This window comes from Pseudomonas sp. TH31 (assembly GCF_016650815.1).
Lineage (GTDB): Bacteria > Pseudomonadota > Gammaproteobacteria > Pseudomonadales > Pseudomonadaceae > Aquipseudomonas.
In genome coordinates this window covers 482,735-498,701 of sequence record NZ_JAEKEZ010000033.1, presented here as the reverse complement: position 1 = coordinate 498,701, position 15,967 = coordinate 482,735, and the positions used below count along the sequence as shown (strand labels likewise).

The 15,967-nt window shown below is 59.8% G+C and carries 14 protein-coding genes and 2 pseudogenes; 12 read left to right on the top strand and 4 right to left on the bottom strand.

The features are described 5' to 3' along the window. Positions 1-5: 5 nt before the first annotated feature. Together JFV26_RS28005 and JFV26_RS28000 are read left to right on the top strand one after the other, a co-directional pair. Positions 6-1,582 (top strand): annotated as a pseudogene (locus JFV26_RS28005) (ArnT family glycosyltransferase). Between the two features lie 127 nt (positions 1,583-1,709). Continuing rightward, a pseudogene (locus JFV26_RS28000) lies at positions 1,710-2,272 on the top strand (GNAT family N-acetyltransferase). Here JFV26_RS28000 and JFV26_RS27995 read toward each other — a convergent pair. Beyond that, the gene (locus JFV26_RS27995) at positions 2,223-3,188 is read right to left on the bottom strand and encodes a LysR family transcriptional regulator (RefSeq protein ID WP_201196865.1); all 966 of its coding nucleotides are present in this window, start codon (positions 3,186-3,188) and stop codon (positions 2,223-2,225) included. The pseudogene JFV26_RS28000 and the gene JFV26_RS27995 sit on opposite strands and share 50 nt — an antisense overlap. Positions 3,189-3,547: 359 nt before the next feature. Between JFV26_RS27995 and argH the strand changes: the two genes are divergently transcribed. From argH to JFV26_RS27950, 9 genes are all read left to right on the top strand, one after another. Continuing rightward, positions 3,548-4,975, top strand: coding sequence for an argininosuccinate lyase (gene argH / locus JFV26_RS27990; protein WP_201196863.1), 1,428 nt, complete (start codon positions 3,548-3,550; stop codon positions 4,973-4,975). Positions 4,976-5,125: 150 nt separating this feature from the next. Beyond that, positions 5,126-6,004, top strand: coding sequence for an amino acid ABC transporter permease (locus JFV26_RS27985; protein ID WP_201196861.1), 879 nt, complete (start codon positions 5,126-5,128; stop codon positions 6,002-6,004). Between the two features lie 10 nt (positions 6,005-6,014). Continuing rightward, positions 6,015-6,779, top strand: coding sequence for an amino acid ABC transporter ATP-binding protein (locus JFV26_RS27980; RefSeq protein WP_201196859.1), 765 nt, complete (start codon positions 6,015-6,017; stop codon positions 6,777-6,779). Between the two features lie 53 nt (positions 6,780-6,832). Beyond that, complete coding sequence (locus tag JFV26_RS27975) at positions 6,833-7,657, top strand: ABC transporter substrate-binding protein (RefSeq protein ID WP_201196857.1); 825 nt, start codon at positions 6,833-6,835, stop codon at positions 7,655-7,657. A gap of 201 nt (positions 7,658-7,858) precedes the next feature. Next, entirely contained in the window at positions 7,859-8,707 is an 849-nt protein-coding gene (locus JFV26_RS27970; RefSeq protein WP_201196855.1) for a polysaccharide deacetylase family protein, read from the top strand. Continuing rightward, on the top strand, positions 8,700-9,587 hold the full coding sequence (locus tag JFV26_RS27965; protein ID WP_201196853.1) for a polysaccharide deacetylase family protein: 888 nt from the start codon (positions 8,700-8,702) through the stop codon (positions 9,585-9,587). The genes JFV26_RS27970 and JFV26_RS27965 overlap by 8 nt, the downstream gene beginning before the upstream one ends. Beyond that, positions 9,584-10,981, top strand: coding sequence for an MmgE/PrpD family protein (locus JFV26_RS27960; protein ID WP_242487920.1), 1,398 nt, complete (start codon positions 9,584-9,586; stop codon positions 10,979-10,981). The genes JFV26_RS27965 and JFV26_RS27960 overlap by 4 nt, the downstream gene beginning before the upstream one ends. Before the next feature lie 151 nt (positions 10,982-11,132). Next, positions 11,133-12,311, top strand: coding sequence for an MFS transporter (locus JFV26_RS27955; RefSeq protein WP_201197017.1), 1,179 nt, complete (start codon positions 11,133-11,135; stop codon positions 12,309-12,311). A gap of 173 nt (positions 12,312-12,484) precedes the next feature. Next, complete coding sequence (locus tag JFV26_RS27950) at positions 12,485-13,180, top strand: HPP family protein (protein ID WP_201196851.1); 696 nt, start codon at positions 12,485-12,487, stop codon at positions 13,178-13,180. A gap of 91 nt (positions 13,181-13,271) precedes the next feature. On the opposite strand, the gene astA is transcribed toward JFV26_RS27950, so the two are convergent. Beyond that, positions 13,272-14,306, bottom strand: coding sequence for an arginine N-succinyltransferase (gene astA / locus JFV26_RS27945; protein WP_201196849.1), 1,035 nt, complete (start codon positions 14,304-14,306; stop codon positions 13,272-13,274). Next, positions 14,303-15,241 carry a citrulline utilization hydrolase CtlX gene (gene ctlX, locus JFV26_RS27940; RefSeq protein ID WP_201196847.1) on the bottom strand — a complete coding sequence of 313 codons (939 nt, stop codon included), beginning with the start codon at positions 15,239-15,241 and terminating at the stop codon, positions 14,303-14,305. The genes astA and ctlX overlap by 4 nt, the downstream gene beginning before the upstream one ends. Positions 15,242-15,325: 84 nt before the next feature. Between ctlX and JFV26_RS27935 the strand changes: the two genes are divergently transcribed. Beyond that, positions 15,326-15,481 carry a hypothetical protein gene (locus tag JFV26_RS27935; protein WP_201196846.1) on the top strand — a complete coding sequence of 52 codons (156 nt, stop codon included), beginning with the start codon at positions 15,326-15,328 and terminating at the stop codon, positions 15,479-15,481. A gap of 4 nt (positions 15,482-15,485) precedes the next feature. Here the strand turns inward: JFV26_RS27935 and JFV26_RS27930 are convergent, their stop codons facing one another. Beyond that, positions 15,486-15,965: an Lrp/AsnC family transcriptional regulator gene (locus tag JFV26_RS27930; RefSeq protein WP_007974731.1), complete on the bottom strand. Its 480-nt coding sequence runs from the start codon at positions 15,963-15,965 to the stop codon at positions 15,486-15,488. Positions 15,966-15,967: the final 2 nt, after the last annotated feature.

The following is a 15,967-nucleotide window of genomic DNA, read 5'->3' as shown; positions in this document are numbered from 1 at the left end:
CCGACATGATCCGCCGACAGTCCCTCCTTCTGGGGCTGTTGGCACTGTTGTTGTTCATGGTCGGGGTTTATCAGCAGACGGCAATCGGCTTTGATTCGCGGTTCGTGTTGTTTGCCCAGGAAATGCTGCGCCACGGGCCAACGTTTTTCCCCACCACCTATGGTCAGCCGTACGCTGACTATTCGGCAGTGACCACCCTGTTCATCTGGTTGCTGTCGCTGCCGTTCGGGCAAGTGAACGCGTTTAGTGCCTGGCTGCCGAGTGCGATTGCAGGTTCCGTGATCGTCACGTTGATGTACCGGCTGCTGGCGCCCTACTCCACTCGCTGGGCGTTGCTGAGCATCGCCCTGCTGTTGCTGACCAACACGTTTGTCACCGAAACACGGGCGGTATCCCTGGACCTGATGCTCGCCGCGGTGGCGTTTTCCGTGTTCTACCTCGGTTATGCTGCAGATCAATTCGGTGCTCCCCGTCGCTGGTTGCTGATTTTTGCCTTGCTGCTGCTGGGCTTCGGGATCCGCGGGCCGATTGGCCTGGTGGTGCCTACCGGCATGTTGTGCAGCTACTTCCTGCTCAATCGTCAGTGGCAACGGCTGTTCTGCTTCGGATTGCTCGCTGCCGGGCTGCTGGTGGTGTGTGTCGGCTTGCTGTTGCTGCTGGCCAAGATCAGCGGTGGCCCGGCCTTCATGCAGGACGTCATTCGCATGCAATTCATGGGGCGCATGGATGGCAGTGAGGGGGCCAGCGGTTCGCTGTATTACTTCACCAGCTCCATGGGCAACTATGCGCTGGCCTATCCGTTGGGCTTGTTGGCGTTGGCCGCCATTTGCCTGACCAACCCGCGCGAAGCCGGGCCGCAACTGCGCCTGGTGCTGTACTGCGCGGCGGCCGGGTTGATCGTGATGGTCGGGCTGTCGATCCCTCAAGCGAAAAAGCCCGTTACGTGCTGCCGATGCTGCCGATGGCCGCGATCATCGCGGCGTATCCGTTTCAGGCAACGCGAGGTCGGTTGTTCAGCGCATTGCGCGGCGTGATGCAAGCGCTTTGGCTGCTGATTCCGGGGTTGTTGATCATTGCGTTGGTGGTTGGACAGCGGCGCTTCCCTGAACAGCTCACCGGTCTTGCGCCAGTGTTGATCGTGCTCGGCGTGCTGCAAGCGATTGCCATCGCTGCGCTGTTCCGGCCAACATGGCGGGCGCAGGCATTGGCGTTTTGCGCGGTACTGGGATTGTGGTCGGTTTACATCCTGGTGTTCGAGCCGGTGGAGCGTCAGCTCTACGATTCGCGTACCTTCAGCCGTGCCGCTTTCGCACAGGTCCAGCAAGAATCCGCTCCGCTGGTGCTGTTTGGCATGGGTAAAGATGCCAAGGCGATCAAGTTCATGGTCAATATCGAACAAGACCTGCAACCGGTCTTCACCGAATCGGCTCAGGACCTGGGCAGCATCGCGGCGCCTGCCTGGGTGATCATGGACCAGAACGACTACAAGGCCTTGAAAGGCACGTCGTTGGGGGCGTTGGAACCCGCGCTAACCGGACGTTTCGATAAAAACGACTACGTCTTGCTGCATCTCAAACCCTGACGCGATCCATGTAGGAGCTGCCGCAGGCTCGGGCCGCGTTCGGACGATCTTTTGATCTGAAAAGGTCAAATGATCGTCCGAACGCGGCCCGAGCCTGCGGCAGCTCCTACGCGTTTACCATGCCCGCATGAACATCATCACCCTTCGCTGCTCCCAACCCACCGATGCCAATTCCCTCCCCGCCATCGAGCGTTCGGCTGCGGCGTTGTTTCGCGCCGACCCTGAACTCGCCTGGTTAGCCGACGCTCCGGTGACCGACGCACGGCAACACCTGCACGCCATAGAAAGCGCCGACGTTTGGGTCGCGCAATCAGCCGATGGTGCACTTGCGGGTTTTCTCGGAGCCATTGAAGTCGACAACCAACTGCATATTCAGGAGCTGTCTGTCAGCCAACACTTTCAGGGCCAGGGTATTGGTCGAAAGTTACTTCTGACGGCAATTGAATGTTCGCGCAAACGAGAACTCAACGGTCTGACCCTGACCACGTTTCGCGACTTGCGGTGGAATGAACCGTTCTATCAACGCTTGGGCATTAAAACACTAAGCCACGCATATTTGACTCACGTTTAACGGCGGTATTGAGCAACGAAGTCGCCCACGGTTTGCCTGCCGTACGGCGTTGCGCGATGCGTTTAACCCTCAAACCGGAACCTTCAAATCGACCCCCAGCGCCTGGGCAAACGCCTTGACCAAAGGGCTGCGTACAGTGTTGTGCCGCAGGATCAGATTGAACGGTGTCACGATGCTGATCAGGTCCGGGCGGACCGCCCGAAACTGTCCTTGGGCCACCAGGCTTGCAGCGTAATGTTGCGGCAAGAAGCCCACAAAACGACCGGTCTTGACCAGCAACGCTACGGCTTCCACCTGGGTCGCCGAGGCTGAAAAGCTGTCGTAGTGGGCGAAATTCAGTTTGTCGCGGTGAATCGCGTAACGGTGGTTGATGCACTCGTAGTCCTTGAGCACATTGGTGCCGATCTCCGCCTCTGGCACTGAGAACAACGGATGTCCGGCCGCGCAGTAAACCTCGGAGCGTTCTTCATACAGCGCGTAGTAATCGAACTCCTCGCGTCGTTGATAAACCGGCACGACCCCCGCGACTAATCGCCCCTCAACAACGCCACGTTCAACTTCATCCAGTTGCGACGCCTGAAGTTGAAACCTTACTTTCGGCGACTCCTCATTAATCCTTCTAAGCGCTGCAACTAACGGCGAATTAGGATCGGAGATAGTGTTATCAATAACCCCCACGCCCAAGTCGCCAATAAGTTCATTCTGCGCAGAACTAAGGCGATCACGAAAATTATCGACCGAAGCAAACAGATCAATCGACGCCTGATACACCAGACGCCCTTCTTCGGTCAGGTGAAACCCCTCTCGACCTCGGGTGCACAGGCGCATGCCGATGCGGATCTCCAGGTCGGAGATCTGTTTGCTGATGGCTGCCAGGCCCACATTCAACTCGTTCTGGGCGGCACTGAAGCCGCCGGCCTCGACCACGGCCTTAAACACTTTGAGCAATTTAAAGTCCAGACCACTGAGCGCCAACGGTGCCCGGTGAGGCGGTTTTGGCGGCGGGTTTCCGGAATTGGAAAGTGGGGTTTCCATAATGCTTATTTACCTCTGGCGCCCTATTCAACACTCTGTGTCCAACAACAAAAATAACGCTGGCTAATAATAATGAACACAGAAAACCAGGCTTGGCAACCGCTAATAAATTCCGTACCTGAGTGCCAACTCACTGATTTAGCACCATTAAAAGCTGACACTTCGATCAGCTCTCGCATCGATGCAACTGCCCTCTTGAAAACTGCTTAAGCCGAACCACGTCCGGTCGATTTTTATCGTCCAGGGCCAAGGTGTCAGGCATTGCACGCCGATCTGTAGGAGCGAGGCTTGCCCGCGAAGCTCTTCGGCAAAACACCAGATCAATTTCGAACTTCCGAGCAACGACGAGGAAAACAACAATGTCTCAAACCACCGACCGTCTCTGGGGTGCTCGCTTCAAAAGCGGGCCGTCCGAAGCCCTGGCGGCCCTGTCCCGTTGCCCTGAGCGCTACTTTCGCCTCACCCCTTACGACCTCGCTGGTTCCAAGGCGCATGCCGGGGAACTGCAACGCGCAGGTCTTCTGAGCGAGCAAGAAACCCAGACCATGCTCGGCGCCCTGGATCAGATTGGCGCTGACTTTCGCGCCGGCAGCATCGCCCCGACCCTGGACGACGAAGACGTCCACACCTTCATCGAACGCCTGCTGACCGAACGCCTCGGCGCCCTCGGCGGCAAGCTGCGTGCTGGCCGCTCGCGTAATGACCAGACTGCCAACGACCTGCGCCTGTTCCTGCGTGATCACGTCCGCACCCTGGCCGTTGAAGTGTTGGCCTTGCAGCAAGCGCTGGTCGCTCAGGCAGAACAACACATCGAAAGCATCTGCCCGGGTTTCACCCACTTGCAGCAGGCGCAACCGATCGTTTTCGCCCACCACTTGCTGGCTCACGCCCAATCGATGCTGCGTGACGTACAACGCCTGGTGGACTGGGACGTGCGCACCTCGCTGTCGCCACTCGGAGCGGCGGCCATGGCCGGTTCCGCCATCGCTCGCGAGCCTCAACAGTCGGCCAGGGAAATGGGCTACAGCGGCGTGTGTGAAAACTCCATCGACGCGGTGGCCAGTCGTGACCACGTCGCCGAGTTCCTGTTTATCGCCAGCATGCTCGGGATCAACATTTCCCGCCTCGCCGAAGAGTTTTGCCTGTGGTCATCGCGGCAATTTCGCTGGGTCGCACTGGACGATGCCTACGCCACCGGCAGCTCGATCATGCCGCAGAAGAAAAATCCGGACATCGCCGAACTCGCTCGTGGCAAGGCTGGCCGCCTGATCGGCAACCTCACCGGACTGCTGTCGACGCTCAAGTCCCTGCCGCTGTCCTACAACCGCGACCTCAGCGAAGACAAGAACGGCGTGCTCGACAGCCTCGACACCCTGTTGCTGGTGCTGCCAGCCATGGCCGGGATGGTCGCGACCATGAAGGTCAACGTTGAAGAACTGCGGCGTCAGGCGCCATTGGGCTTCACCCTGGCCACTGAAGTCGCCGACTGGCTGGCCATGCGCGGCGTTCCGTTCAAGGAAGCTCATGAAATCACCGGCGCGCTGGTCCAGGCCTGTGAGAAACACGATATCGAATTGTGGGAAGCCTCCCCGGCGTTGCTGGCCGAGATTGATCCACGCCTGACCCCGCAAGTACGCGACAGTCTGACGCTGGAAGCCGCCATCGCTGCTCGCAGTGGCTGGGGCGGCACCGCGCCGCAACAGGTGCGCGAGCAGATCGGCCGCTTGAAAACCGCCCTCGCCGTCCAACAGCAGTGGACCGAAAACTATCAGGGCTTTCGTCTCTGAAGCATGACGCAAAACCTGTGGGAGCGAGCCTGCTCGCGAAAGCGGTAGGTCAGTCAACAACAAGGTTGAATGTAAAACCGCATTCGCGAGCAGGCTCGCTCCCACAGGGATTGTGGTTGGCCTGAATTACCAAGTGTACGGAGAAACATCATGAGCCAGACTCAGGCAGAACGACTCCAGGCGGAGCGCAAACTGGCGGACAACCAGTTCGATATCACCCAGTACCACCATGTGCCACGGCGCTATTACGGGCGGATTTTCTTCGCCACCGTGATCGTCATCGCCATTCTCGGCCTGGTCCGCGCCTTCGCCGAAGGCAAGATCGAATGGTCTTACATCGGCCAGTTCGTCACCTCGCAGGCGATTATGTGGGGTTTGTTCAACACCATCGTCATGGCGGTGTTGGCAATGGTGCTGGGCATTGTCTTCGGGGTGATCACCGCGATCATGCGCATGTCGGCCAACCCGATCCTGCGCTACGTGGCGGTGACCTACACCTGGCTGTTCCGCGGCACGCCGCTGATCCTGCAACTGCTGTTGTGGTTCAACCTGGCGCTGATTTTCCCCACCATCGGCATTCCTGGCGTGTTCGAACTCGACACTGTGAGCCTGATGACGCCGTTCGTGGCCGCCCTGCTCGGATTGAGCATCAACCAGGGCGCCTACACCGCTGAAGTGGTGCGCGCCGGCCTGTTGTCGGTGGACACCGGCCAGTACGAAGCTGCCAAGTCAATCGGCATGCCGCGCCTGCAAGCCCTGCGCCGGATCATCCTGCCGCAAGCCATGCGGATCATCATTCCGCCGGTCGGCAACGAATTCATCGGCATGGTGAAAATGACCTCCCTGGCGAGCGTCATCCAGTACTCGGAACTGCTCTACAACGCCCAGAACATCTACTACGCCAACGCCCGGGTGATGGAGTTGCTGATCGTCGCCGGTATCTGGTACCTGGCCGCCGTCACCGTTCTGTCCTTTGGTCAAAGCCGTCTGGAGCGTCGTTTCGCTCGCGGCGCCGGCAAGCGTTCTTGAGGAATCCGACATGAGAAGCATCGTCAAGGCCGTGAGCCTGAACAAATATTACGACCAGTACCACGCGCTCAAGGACATCAACGTCGAAGTCGAGCAAGGCGAAGTGCTGTGCATCATCGGCCCGTCCGGCTCGGGCAAAAGCACCTTGCTGCGCTGCGTCAATCAGCTTGAGAAAATTGACAAGGGTGGCCTCTGGGTCGACGGCGAGCTGGTGGGTTACCGCGTGGTCGGCAACAAACTGCACGAACTCAACGAGTCACAGATCGCCCGTCAACGCCTGGCCACCGGCATGGTGTTCCAGCGTTTCAACCTGTTCCCGCACATGACTGTGCTGCAAAACATCATCGAGGGCCCGTGCCAGGTGCTCAAGCGCTCGCCCAAAGAAGCGCACGAAGAAGCCCTGGAATTGCTCGCCCGTGTCGGCCTGGCCGACAAACGCAACAGCTACCCGATTGAACTCTCGGGCGGCCAGCAGCAACGGGTGGCGATTGCCCGTGCCCTGGCGATGCGGCCCAAGCTGATGCTGTTCGATGAACCCACTTCGGCACTCGACCCGGAACTGGTCGGTGAGGTGCTGTCGGTGATGCGCGATCTGGCGCAAACCGGCATGACCATGATCGTCGTCACCCATGAACTGGGCTTCGCTCGCGAGGTTTCCAACCGCATGGTGTTTATGGACGGCGGGCAAATCGTGGAGGCTGGAAGCCCCGAAGAAATACTAATAAGCCCACAAAACCCGCGCACCCAAAGCTTCATTTCTGCCGTTCGAACCTAAGTGCCGTGCTTGGAAAACAAGAGCCGCCTCACAACACTCATAAGAGAACGACCATGAAGAACCTAGTTATTCCAGCAGTACTCGCCGGCCTGATGGCTTCCAGCGTCGCGTTTGCCGCCGAGTTGCCGGCCAGCATCAAGGCCAAGGGCGAGATCGTCGTAGCGATCATGCCGAACTATCCGCCGATGGATTTCAAGGACCCGGCGACCAACACCTTGACCGGTTTGGACTATGACTTGGGCAACGCCCTGGCCGAGCGCCTGGGCGTGAAGATCAAATGGCAGGAAACCGGCTTCGAGCAAATGATCAACGCGCTGACCACTGACCGCGTCGACATGGTGCTGTCGGGCATGACCGACACTGTCGAACGTCAGGCCAGCGTGACCTTCGTCGACTACTTCACCAGCGGTCCGCAGTTCTACACCTTGCAGAAAAACAAGGACACCAACGAGATCACCGACCTGTGTGGCAAGAAAGTCGGCACCAGCCGACGCACCACGTTCCCGGCGGAGATTGCTGAATACAGCAAGGCCCACTGTGAAGCGGCCGGCAAACCGGCGATTGTGGTAATCGGCACTGAGGGCTCGGCGGATGCCCGTGCGCAACTGCGTCAGAGCCGGATCGATGCGGCGATGCAGGGCAGCGAGACCTTGTCGTACCTGAAGACTCAGGAAAAGGACACGTACAAAACCGTGGGCCAGCCGATTTCGGTGCAGTTCTCCGGCATGGGCTTGAGCAAGAAAAAGCCTGAGTTGAGTGAAGCGGTGAAAGTGGCGCTGCAGAGCATGATCGATGACGGTAGCTACCAGACCATTCTGAAGAAATGGGACCTGGAACTGGGTGCGATCAAGACGGTGACCATCAACGCCGGCAAATAAACCCGACGCGATTACGCTCTGTAGCAGCTGCCGAGCAGCGCGAGGCTGCGTTCGGCGGCGAAGCCGTCGTGAAATCAGACGATGCGGTGTGTCAGGCAAAACTCGCGTGCAGGGTTTACGACGACTTCGTCGCCGAACGCAGCCTCGCGCTGCTCGGCAGTTGCTACGGGTGTTTCAACAATAAATCAGCGGAGCACCACGATGTCCTCCTCACCCCAACCCACCTGGCCCGACCAGTATAAAGCCTGCCTCGCACTGGCCTTCGACCTTGATGGCCCCACCGGCGATGCCATGCTTAACGGCTCGATCTGGCACAAGCCCGAGTACTTTGGCTTCGGCGGTTACGGGCCCTACCGCGCCCTGCCGCGAATCCTCGATTTGCTCGACGCATTCCAGATCCCGACGACGTTCTTCGTCCCGGCCTGGGTCGTGGAGAACTGGCCGAAACAGTGCCAGGCGATTGTCGAGCGCGGGCATGAGGTGGCGTACCACGGCTACAAACACGAATCCTTTTATGCCCTGACACTGGATCAGCAAAAGGACGTGATGAAAAAATCCCGCGAGGTGTTCTGGAAATACCTGAACATCCGCGCCGAAGGTTTTCGCACGCCGTCCGGCGACTGGCGCGCCGAAACCCCGGCGATGCTGGTGGAAGCCGGTGTGACTTACTCCAGCAGCATGCGCGGCGATGACCGGCCGTACCTCGTCAACGTTCCCGGCTTCGACACACCGCTGGTGGAAATCCCCGGCCGCTGGGAAATGGACGACTACGCCTCCCTCGCCTACACCCGCGCGCCGGACTTCCCCTGCGGTCTGGACCGCACTGCAAGCTACGAGCTGACCCTGGACAACTGGTGCCGCGAATACGACGGCGCCATGACTGAAGGGCTGTGCCTGACCACCCTGTTTCACCCCAAGATCACCGGCAAACCGGGACGCATCCTGTTGCTGGAAAAACTCTTCGAGCACATGCACCAACGCGATGACGTGTGGTTCGCCACCTGCCGCGATGTCGCCCGGTGGTGGCTGAAGGAGCATCACCATGGTTGATTCCACAGTCTGGCCCGACGGTTATCGCTGCGCCGTCGTATTGACCGTCGATTACAACGACATCCACGGCATCCTGACCCAGGCCCCGGACGTCGCCGGGCGCGACAAGACCCTGTCGGTCTGGCGCTACGGCAGCCAGCGTGGCGTCGACCGTTTGCTCGGGTTGTTCGCAGAACTCGGTGTCACCAGTAGCTGGTGCATTCCCGGCATCGTGGCCGAGGAAAACCCCGAGCACATTCGGGCGATCCAGGCCGGCGGGCATGAGATTGCCTGCGCCGGGTATCGCCATCAGAACTACGACAATCTTTCCCTGGCCGAGCAAAGCGCCGAGATCGCCAAGGGCTGCGACGCCTTGATTGCGCTGACCGGCCAGCGGCCAGCCGGATTTCGCATCCCGGCCGGCAACGGTGCACCGGGGTTTATCGAGGCACTGCGGGGTCACGGCATTCGCTGGTCTTCATCGTGGCGAGGCGATGATTTGCCGTTCGCTCACCCGACGGCGCCCGAAGTGATCGAGTTGCCGCTGCATTACGAACTGGAAGACGAACCCTATTTCGCCTTCAACCTCAGCCCGGCCGTACCACCGGCGCAATCGCGAATCGCGTCCTACAGCCACACCCTCGGCAACCTGCAAATGGACTTCACCGGGTTTCACCGGTTTGGCCTGTGTTACGTGCTGCGGCTGCACCCGGAAATCATTGGAACACCAGGGCGGATCGGCGTCCTGCGCGAGTTGCTGGAGGGGATTCAGCAGCACCAGGACGTGTGGATCGCCACGGCGGGCGAAGTATCGAAGTGGTGGGCGGATTCGGCGGCGGCTGTGGCCGAAGATCACCCGGCGGCTGTTTACGAGCGGCATTATCGGGATTACGGTGTATGAGCGAGCAAGATCAAGAGATCGCAGCCTTCGGCAGCTCCTACAGTGGTGTGCTTCGCATGGAACACCTGGCGCAGTTTTGTGTTGATACGCGATTTGAGGATTTGCCGGTGGCGCTGGTTGCGCAAACCAAGCGGCACATTCTCGATACCTTTGGCGCGACCCTGGCCGGGGCTGGCAGTGAAGTGGCGAAACAGGCACGGGCAGTGTTTGAAGGTGAAACCGGCAACACGCCGGTCTGGGGCACCGATTGGCGGGTCGGCGCCGCTCAGGCGGCGATGCTCAATGGCATCGCCGCCCATGCCCTGGAACTGGACGACACCGGTGGCTGCGACCATTCCGGCGCCGTCGTGCTGCCGGCAATCATGGCCGCGGTGTCGATGTCGGAAAAAATCGTCAGCGGCCGGGAATTCATCACCGCCGTGGTCATTGGCTACGAAATCGGCCGTCGAGTGCTGGAAGCCTGCGGCAGTTATTCAGCGCATAACGGCGCCGGTTGGCACTCCACCGCAACCTGTGGAGTGTTCGGCGCGGCGGCGGCCAGCGCGCGGATTCTGGGGCTGGATACCGCGCAAACCTTGTCGGCCCTCGGCATTGCCGGCAGTTTCAGCGGTGGACTTTGGGCGTTCATTCATGACGGTTCGCAAAGTAAAAAACTCCACAGTGGTCGCGCGGCCGAAGGAGGTTTGCTGGCCGCACGATTTGCCCAGTGCGGCATCACCGGCCCGACGAAGTTGTTTGAAGATGTCTGGGGTGGATTTCTCAAGACGCTAGCGGGTAATACCGCCGTGCCTGAGGCGCTGGACGCTGATTTGGGCCGTGTGTGGAAACTCTCCCGTTGCTCGATCAAGCCTTACGCGGCGTGCCGCGGGACACACTCGGCGATCGATGCGCTGGGGTTGTTGCTGGCGCAATTGCAGGTCGACGCGGATCAAGTCGAGGACATTCAGGTGTCGTTGTGCGGGTTCCTGCAGGACATGTGCGGCGGGCAGGAAGTCGCCAGTCTGGCGGCGGCGCAGATGAGTCTGCGGTATGCGCTTGCGGCGTGTCTGGTCCTGGGGCATTGCCGCCTGGAAGCGTATGACGAGGCACAGCGCAGCGACCCACGACTGGCGCACTGGATCTCGCGTATCCGGCTTGAAGTGGACACGCAACTGTCAGAGGATGGCGAGCCCATCGTGAGCGTGCGGACCGTGGACGGTCGGCAGGCGAGCCTGTGTGTGGAAGTGCCGTTGGGCGCGCCGGGGAATCCGTTGAGTGATGGGGTGCTGGAGGAGAAGTTTTTCAGTCTGGCCGGGCGGGTGATGCCGGCGCGGCAGGCTGGGGAATTGCTTGAGCAGTTGTGGCGGGTTGAAGAACTGGAATCGATTGCGGTGCTGGATCGGTGGCTGACTTGAAGGTTGCGTTGGCTGTGCGGGCCTCTTCGCGGGCAAGCCGCGCTCCTACAGGGTTAGCGCGCACCTGTAGGAGCGCGGTTTGCCCGCGAATGGAGACGACATGGTATGGCGCCGAACACAACAACATCTGAATAAGGACATCCGCACCACCGTGGCCACTTACTCGCTCGTTATCCGCCGATTGATGATTTGCTCGCTGACCATCGTCGTCAGCCGCGCCATCACCAGCCCGTTGCTCACACTATTCCTGAGCAACAAGCTTGGTCTCAACCAGCAGGACGTTGGTCTGCTGCTGGGCATCGCGGTGTTCATCGCCACCCTGCTCGCCCTCTACGGTGGTTACATCATCGACCGTCTGGAAAAGCGTCGGCTGTTGATCCTGGCCATGCTCTCCAGCGCCATCGGCTTTGTGCTGCTGACCTTCGCCCAGAACCTGTACCTGACCACCGCCACCCTGGTGATCACCGAAACCGCTTCGGCATTGTTCCTGATCGGCTCAAAAGCGATTCTCAGCGAAAACCTGCCCATGGGCCAACGGGCCAAGGCGTTTTCCCTGCGCTATACCTTGACCAATATCGGCTACGCCACAGGTCCCATGCTCGGCGTGGTGATCGCCGGGGTGTACCCGATAGCGCCGTTCCTGATTGCCGGTGGTATTGCCTTTTTCAGTATTTTCTTGATGAGCGGGATTCCAAAAGACCCGGCGCAAACAACCACCCTTGGCCAGCCCCAGAGTTTTCTCAAGACCCTGACCACCCTCAAGAACGACCGCACCTTGATCATGTTTACCTGCGGCTGCCTGTTCAGCACCGTGGTCCACGGCCGTTTCACCTTGTACCTGTCGCAATACCTGCTGGTGACCCACGATTCCAAACGCGCCCTGCAAACCATGGCCGCCCTGCTCGCCTGCAACGCTATCAGCGTGATCCTGCTGCAATACCAGATCGGCCGCTTCCTCAAACGTGAGCAACTGCGCTACTGGATTGCCGGCGGTACCAGCCTGTTCATTGTCGGGTTGATCGGTTTCAGCCTGGCCGATGGTCTGGTGAGCTGGTGTGTGGCGATGTTCATTTTCACCCTCGGTGAAATGATCATTTACCCGGCGGAATTCCTCTTCGTCGACACCCTGGCACCGGAAGACCTGCGCGGCAGTTACTACGGTGCGCAAAACCTCGCGGCGCTGGGTGGTGCCTTGAGCCCGGTGATCTGCGGATTTCTATTGATGCATACCCCGGCGCCGACAATGTTCTACGCCCTCTGCGCACTGACCGCGATGGGCGGAACCCTGTGCTTCATGGCCGGCCGGCGGGTGGCGATACTGCAAAAATAATGCACTGAAACTGCATTAATATGAATTTGTCAGCATCGGGAATGAACGGCACACTGTGCCCGTTCCTCCCCCAATAGTTGGGACAACTTCAAGGGCTTTCTGGGTTTCCCAGCTAAGCCTTTTTTGGCTCATGTTTTTGGGTCAAGGGTTCTGTCAACGGATCGATTGTCATCATGCTCGCACGCTGGTTACCTGCCGCCATCAATACCCGCCCCTCGGAATGGAGCCGTGCTGCCATCGGCATGTCCCTGGGCACACTGTTTAGCGTCTGGTTGTGCAGCCAGGTGTTCGGCATTGAAGTGGCGCAGCACTTGGTCGGTCCGCTGGGTGCGTCGGCGGTGCTGTTGTTCGCCGTGTCCTCCGGTGCCCTCGCCCAGCCGTGGTCGATTCTGGGTGGTTACTTGAGCGCCGGAGTTATTTCACTGCTGGTTGCTCATGTGCTCGGACGAACCCTGGGCAGCGCGTGCCTCGCGGCAGGCATGGCGTTGATTTTGATGTGCTGGCTGCGTTGCTTGCACCCGCCCGCCGGGGCGTTGGCACTGCTGCTGGTGTTAGCCGACCCGGCAACCATCGCCCTGGACTGGAAAGCCCTCGGCCCGGTAATGCTCAGCGCTTCGGCGATGCTGCTCAGCGCGTTGGCGTACAACAACCTGACGAGCATTCGTTATCCCAAACGGCCCGCCGAACCAGTGCCGGTGATACCGTTGGCGGATAGCCAGGCCATTACCGCCGAGGATTTGAAACTTGCGCTGGCGGATATGGAAGCCTTCATCGACGTTACGCCGCAAGACCTTGAACAGCTGATCCATGCCAGTGAACTGCACGCCAAGCGGCGCAGCATTGGTGATGTATTTTCTGCCAAGCCTTGAAGATCAAAGGATCGCAGCCTTCGGCAGCTCCTACATTGACCGAGTGCGACCCCGATCCTGTAGGAGCTGCCGAAGGCTGCGATCTTTTGATCTAGGCTGCAGACTGTTGCCGCACCGGCACCGCCAAACTCACTGCCCGCACCGAGCTCCCCACGCTCACCCCCAACGCCTTAGCCGTTTGCGCATCCACAATCAACGTCCCCGCCGCCACTCGCGCCGTTGCCGCGGTAATCCGGCAGTCAGCAAACTGGCGGTTATGAATCAAATAAGTCGCCGCTTGCTCCCCTGGCGTACCAATGCTCAGTTGCAGCACCTGGCTATCGCGCACCGCCCGAATATCCCCGGTAGCGCATTCAATCAACGGCCCGCCGTCAAAGATGTCGATGTAGTCCCGATGCTCAAACCCTTCAGCCTTGAGCATGCCCAGCGCCGGTTCGGTGTTCGGATGCACTCGGCCAATCACTGACCGCGCCGCTTCCGGCAACAGGCAGGTCGGCAACGGGAACTTGGGCATCAGTTCGGCGATAAAGGTCTTGTTACCCAGCCCGGTCAGGTAGTCGGCATCAGCAAAATCCATCTTGAAAAAGTGCCGCCCCAAACCTTCCCAGAACGGTGAAATGCCCTCGTCGTCCGAGTAGCCGCGCATCTCGGCGATGACCTTATCGCCAAACTTCTCACGAAACTCCGCCAGAAACAAAAACCGCGCCTTGGACAGCAAACGACCATTGAGGCCGCTACGGTGATCGGCGTGCAGGAACAGCGAACACAGCTCCGAATGCCCGGTCATGTCGTTGCCGAGGAACAGCGTCGGCAACTGCTGATTGATCCCGAGGTTTTTCGAGGCTGCCACAAACAACCCAAGACGATAGTTGTACCAAGGCTCGCGCAGGCCGACGGCACCGGCCAGGGCGCAGATGCCGATTGCTTCATGGGCATCGTTTTCCAGCACAAACAGGTAATCGGCGTCGGCACGTTCAGCGTCGCCGGCAAAGGTTTTCGCCGCCCATTCCAGGCGCTGGCGCAAACGTGCGGCATCGGCGGGCAACGTGGTCAAACCAGTACCGGCGCTATGGGCCAGGGCCAGGAGTGTCGGTAAATCATTGGGAGTGGCGGGACGGACGATCATCGCTGGTGCTCCTTGAGTGCTCGTTGTTTGGGCAGGAACACCTCGGCCAACATGCAGCGCGCACTGCCGCCGCCGATGCGTTCGATGGTGTCGATGTTTACCGGTAGCGGCGTGGTGTGGGTTTCGATCAAGCGCTGTTGAGCGCTATCCAGCGATTGCCAGGCTGTGCGCGACATCACCAGCAGCGGCTCGCCCGCCGCGTTGTGGACTTCCAGCATGTTGCCGGCGAAGGATTCCAGCTGCGCCCAGTCGAGAGCGATGACCCGCTTGCCGCTGTCTTCCAGTCGCGAGCGCAGGGCCAGGCGTTCGTCGGGGTTCGTGACCGAGGCCAGGCAGACGATGGCCAGGCGGGTACCGACGCTCATCATCACGTTGGTGTGGTAAATCGCGACGCCCTGACGGTCCATCGCGTTGAACGCACACAACTCGTAACCCAGATGACTGACCACCTGATCCAACGCTTTGGCGTGGGTGCGGGTGGAATAACCGGCGTAGCAAATCCGTTGCTGACGATCCAGCACCATGCTGCCGGTGCCTTCGAGAAACACGTCCTGCTGTTCAAGGCTGGACAAATCGAGGAACTGTTCCACCCGGTACTCATCCCGCAACCAGTCGAGCACACCTTTGTCCCGCTCCAGCCGCCGGTTGTGGCCCTGCATCGGGTACAGCACCAGCGTGCCGTCGGGGTGGCTGCTCCACCAATTGTTGGGGAAGATCGAATCCGGGGTGTGCGGCGCTTCGGCGTCGTTGTGCACCAGCACTTCAACGCCGTGCCCGCGCAGTGCGGCGACGTAGCCATCGAACTCTTGCAAGGCCTTGAGCTGGACGTCTTCAGAGATTTGAGCCGGGCGCTGGAAACGGTTATTCGCCGCCGTATCCTGATTGAAGGAGAAACGTGTCGGGCGAATCATCAAAACGGTATTGGTGGTTTGCATGGGCACAGATTCAATGAGGGTTGAGAGAGGCTCATTGTCTGTTTCGACGGGGGAAAAACCCGGTTGATAAGGGGGTTACGGGTGATGGAAACGGCTGAAGATCTTGTGTGCGTCAGCCGATTCGGCGAGGGGCAAGATCAAAAGATCGCAGCCTTCGGCAGCGCCCACAGGCGCGTAGGAGCTGCCGAAGGCCGCGATCTTTTGATCTTGATCTTGCCCTTGATCTTTATTTTGCTGTAAACGTCTATTCCATCGTGGTCTTGACCATCGCCAACTCCGGATGGCTCACCAACTTGTCGATGTGCAGATCCGGATCATCAAACCAGACCTCGGTCAGCACCCGGTAGTGCTCCATATCCCGGCAGCGCATCCGCAGGCTGTAATCAAACGCGCCGCTGATCAACCGACACTCCAGCACCTGCGGGCACGCCCGAACCTTGGCTTCAAAGGCCTTCTGCGCCGCCCGCCCGCTCTGGTTCGACAACGCCACCAACACCAGCAGCGACAGCCCCGGCGTCAGTTTCTTTTCGTCGAGAATCGCCCCGTACCCGCGAATAACCCCGAGCTGTTCCAGTTTGCGCACCCGTTCCAGGCAAGGCCTGGGGGTCAGGTGCACGCGCTCGGAAAGCTTTTGATAGGTGATGCGCCCTTCGTGTCGCAGCACTTCGATGATGGCTTGATCGATACGATCAAGTACGATCGACAGATCGCGGATATCCGCCATGT

Bases quoted from the DNA above. Each gene is read 5' to 3' on its own strand.
- argH (WP_201196863.1), top strand. From the start codon at position 3,548: ATGTCTCAAACCACCGACCGTCTCTGGGGTGCTCGCTTCAAAAGCGGG.
- JFV26_RS27970 (WP_201196855.1), top strand. From the start codon at position 7,859: ATGTCCTCCTCACCCCAACCCACCTGGCCCGACCAGTATAAAGCCTGC.
- JFV26_RS27980 (WP_201196859.1), top strand. From the start codon at position 6,015: ATGAGAAGCATCGTCAAGGCCGTGAGCCTGAACAAATATTACGACCAG.
- JFV26_RS27960 (WP_242487920.1), top strand. From the start codon at position 9,584: ATGAGCGAGCAAGATCAAGAGATCGCAGCCTTCGGCAGCTCCTACAGT.
- JFV26_RS27965 (WP_201196853.1), top strand. From the start codon at position 8,700: ATGGTTGATTCCACAGTCTGGCCCGACGGTTATCGCTGCGCCGTCGTA.
- JFV26_RS27975 (WP_201196857.1), top strand. From the start codon at position 6,833: ATGAAGAACCTAGTTATTCCAGCAGTACTCGCCGGCCTGATGGCTTCC.
- JFV26_RS27950 (WP_201196851.1), top strand. From the start codon at position 12,485: ATGCTCGCACGCTGGTTACCTGCCGCCATCAATACCCGCCCCTCGGAA.
- JFV26_RS27985 (WP_201196861.1), top strand. From the start codon at position 5,126: ATGAGCCAGACTCAGGCAGAACGACTCCAGGCGGAGCGCAAACTGGCG.
- astA (WP_201196849.1), bottom strand. From the start codon at position 14,306: ATGATCGTCCGTCCCGCCACTCCCAATGATTTACCGACACTCCTGGCC.
- JFV26_RS27930 (WP_007974731.1), bottom strand. From the start codon at position 15,965: ATGGCGGATATCCGCGATCTGTCGATCGTACTTGATCGTATCGATCAA.
- JFV26_RS27995 (WP_201196865.1), bottom strand. From the start codon at position 3,188: ATGGAAACCCCACTTTCCAATTCCGGAAACCCGCCGCCAAAACCGCCT.
- JFV26_RS27935 (WP_201196846.1), top strand. From the start codon at position 15,326: ATGGAAACGGCTGAAGATCTTGTGTGCGTCAGCCGATTCGGCGAGGGG.
- ctlX (WP_201196847.1), bottom strand. From the start codon at position 15,241: ATGCAAACCACCAATACCGTTTTGATGATTCGCCCGACACGTTTCTCC.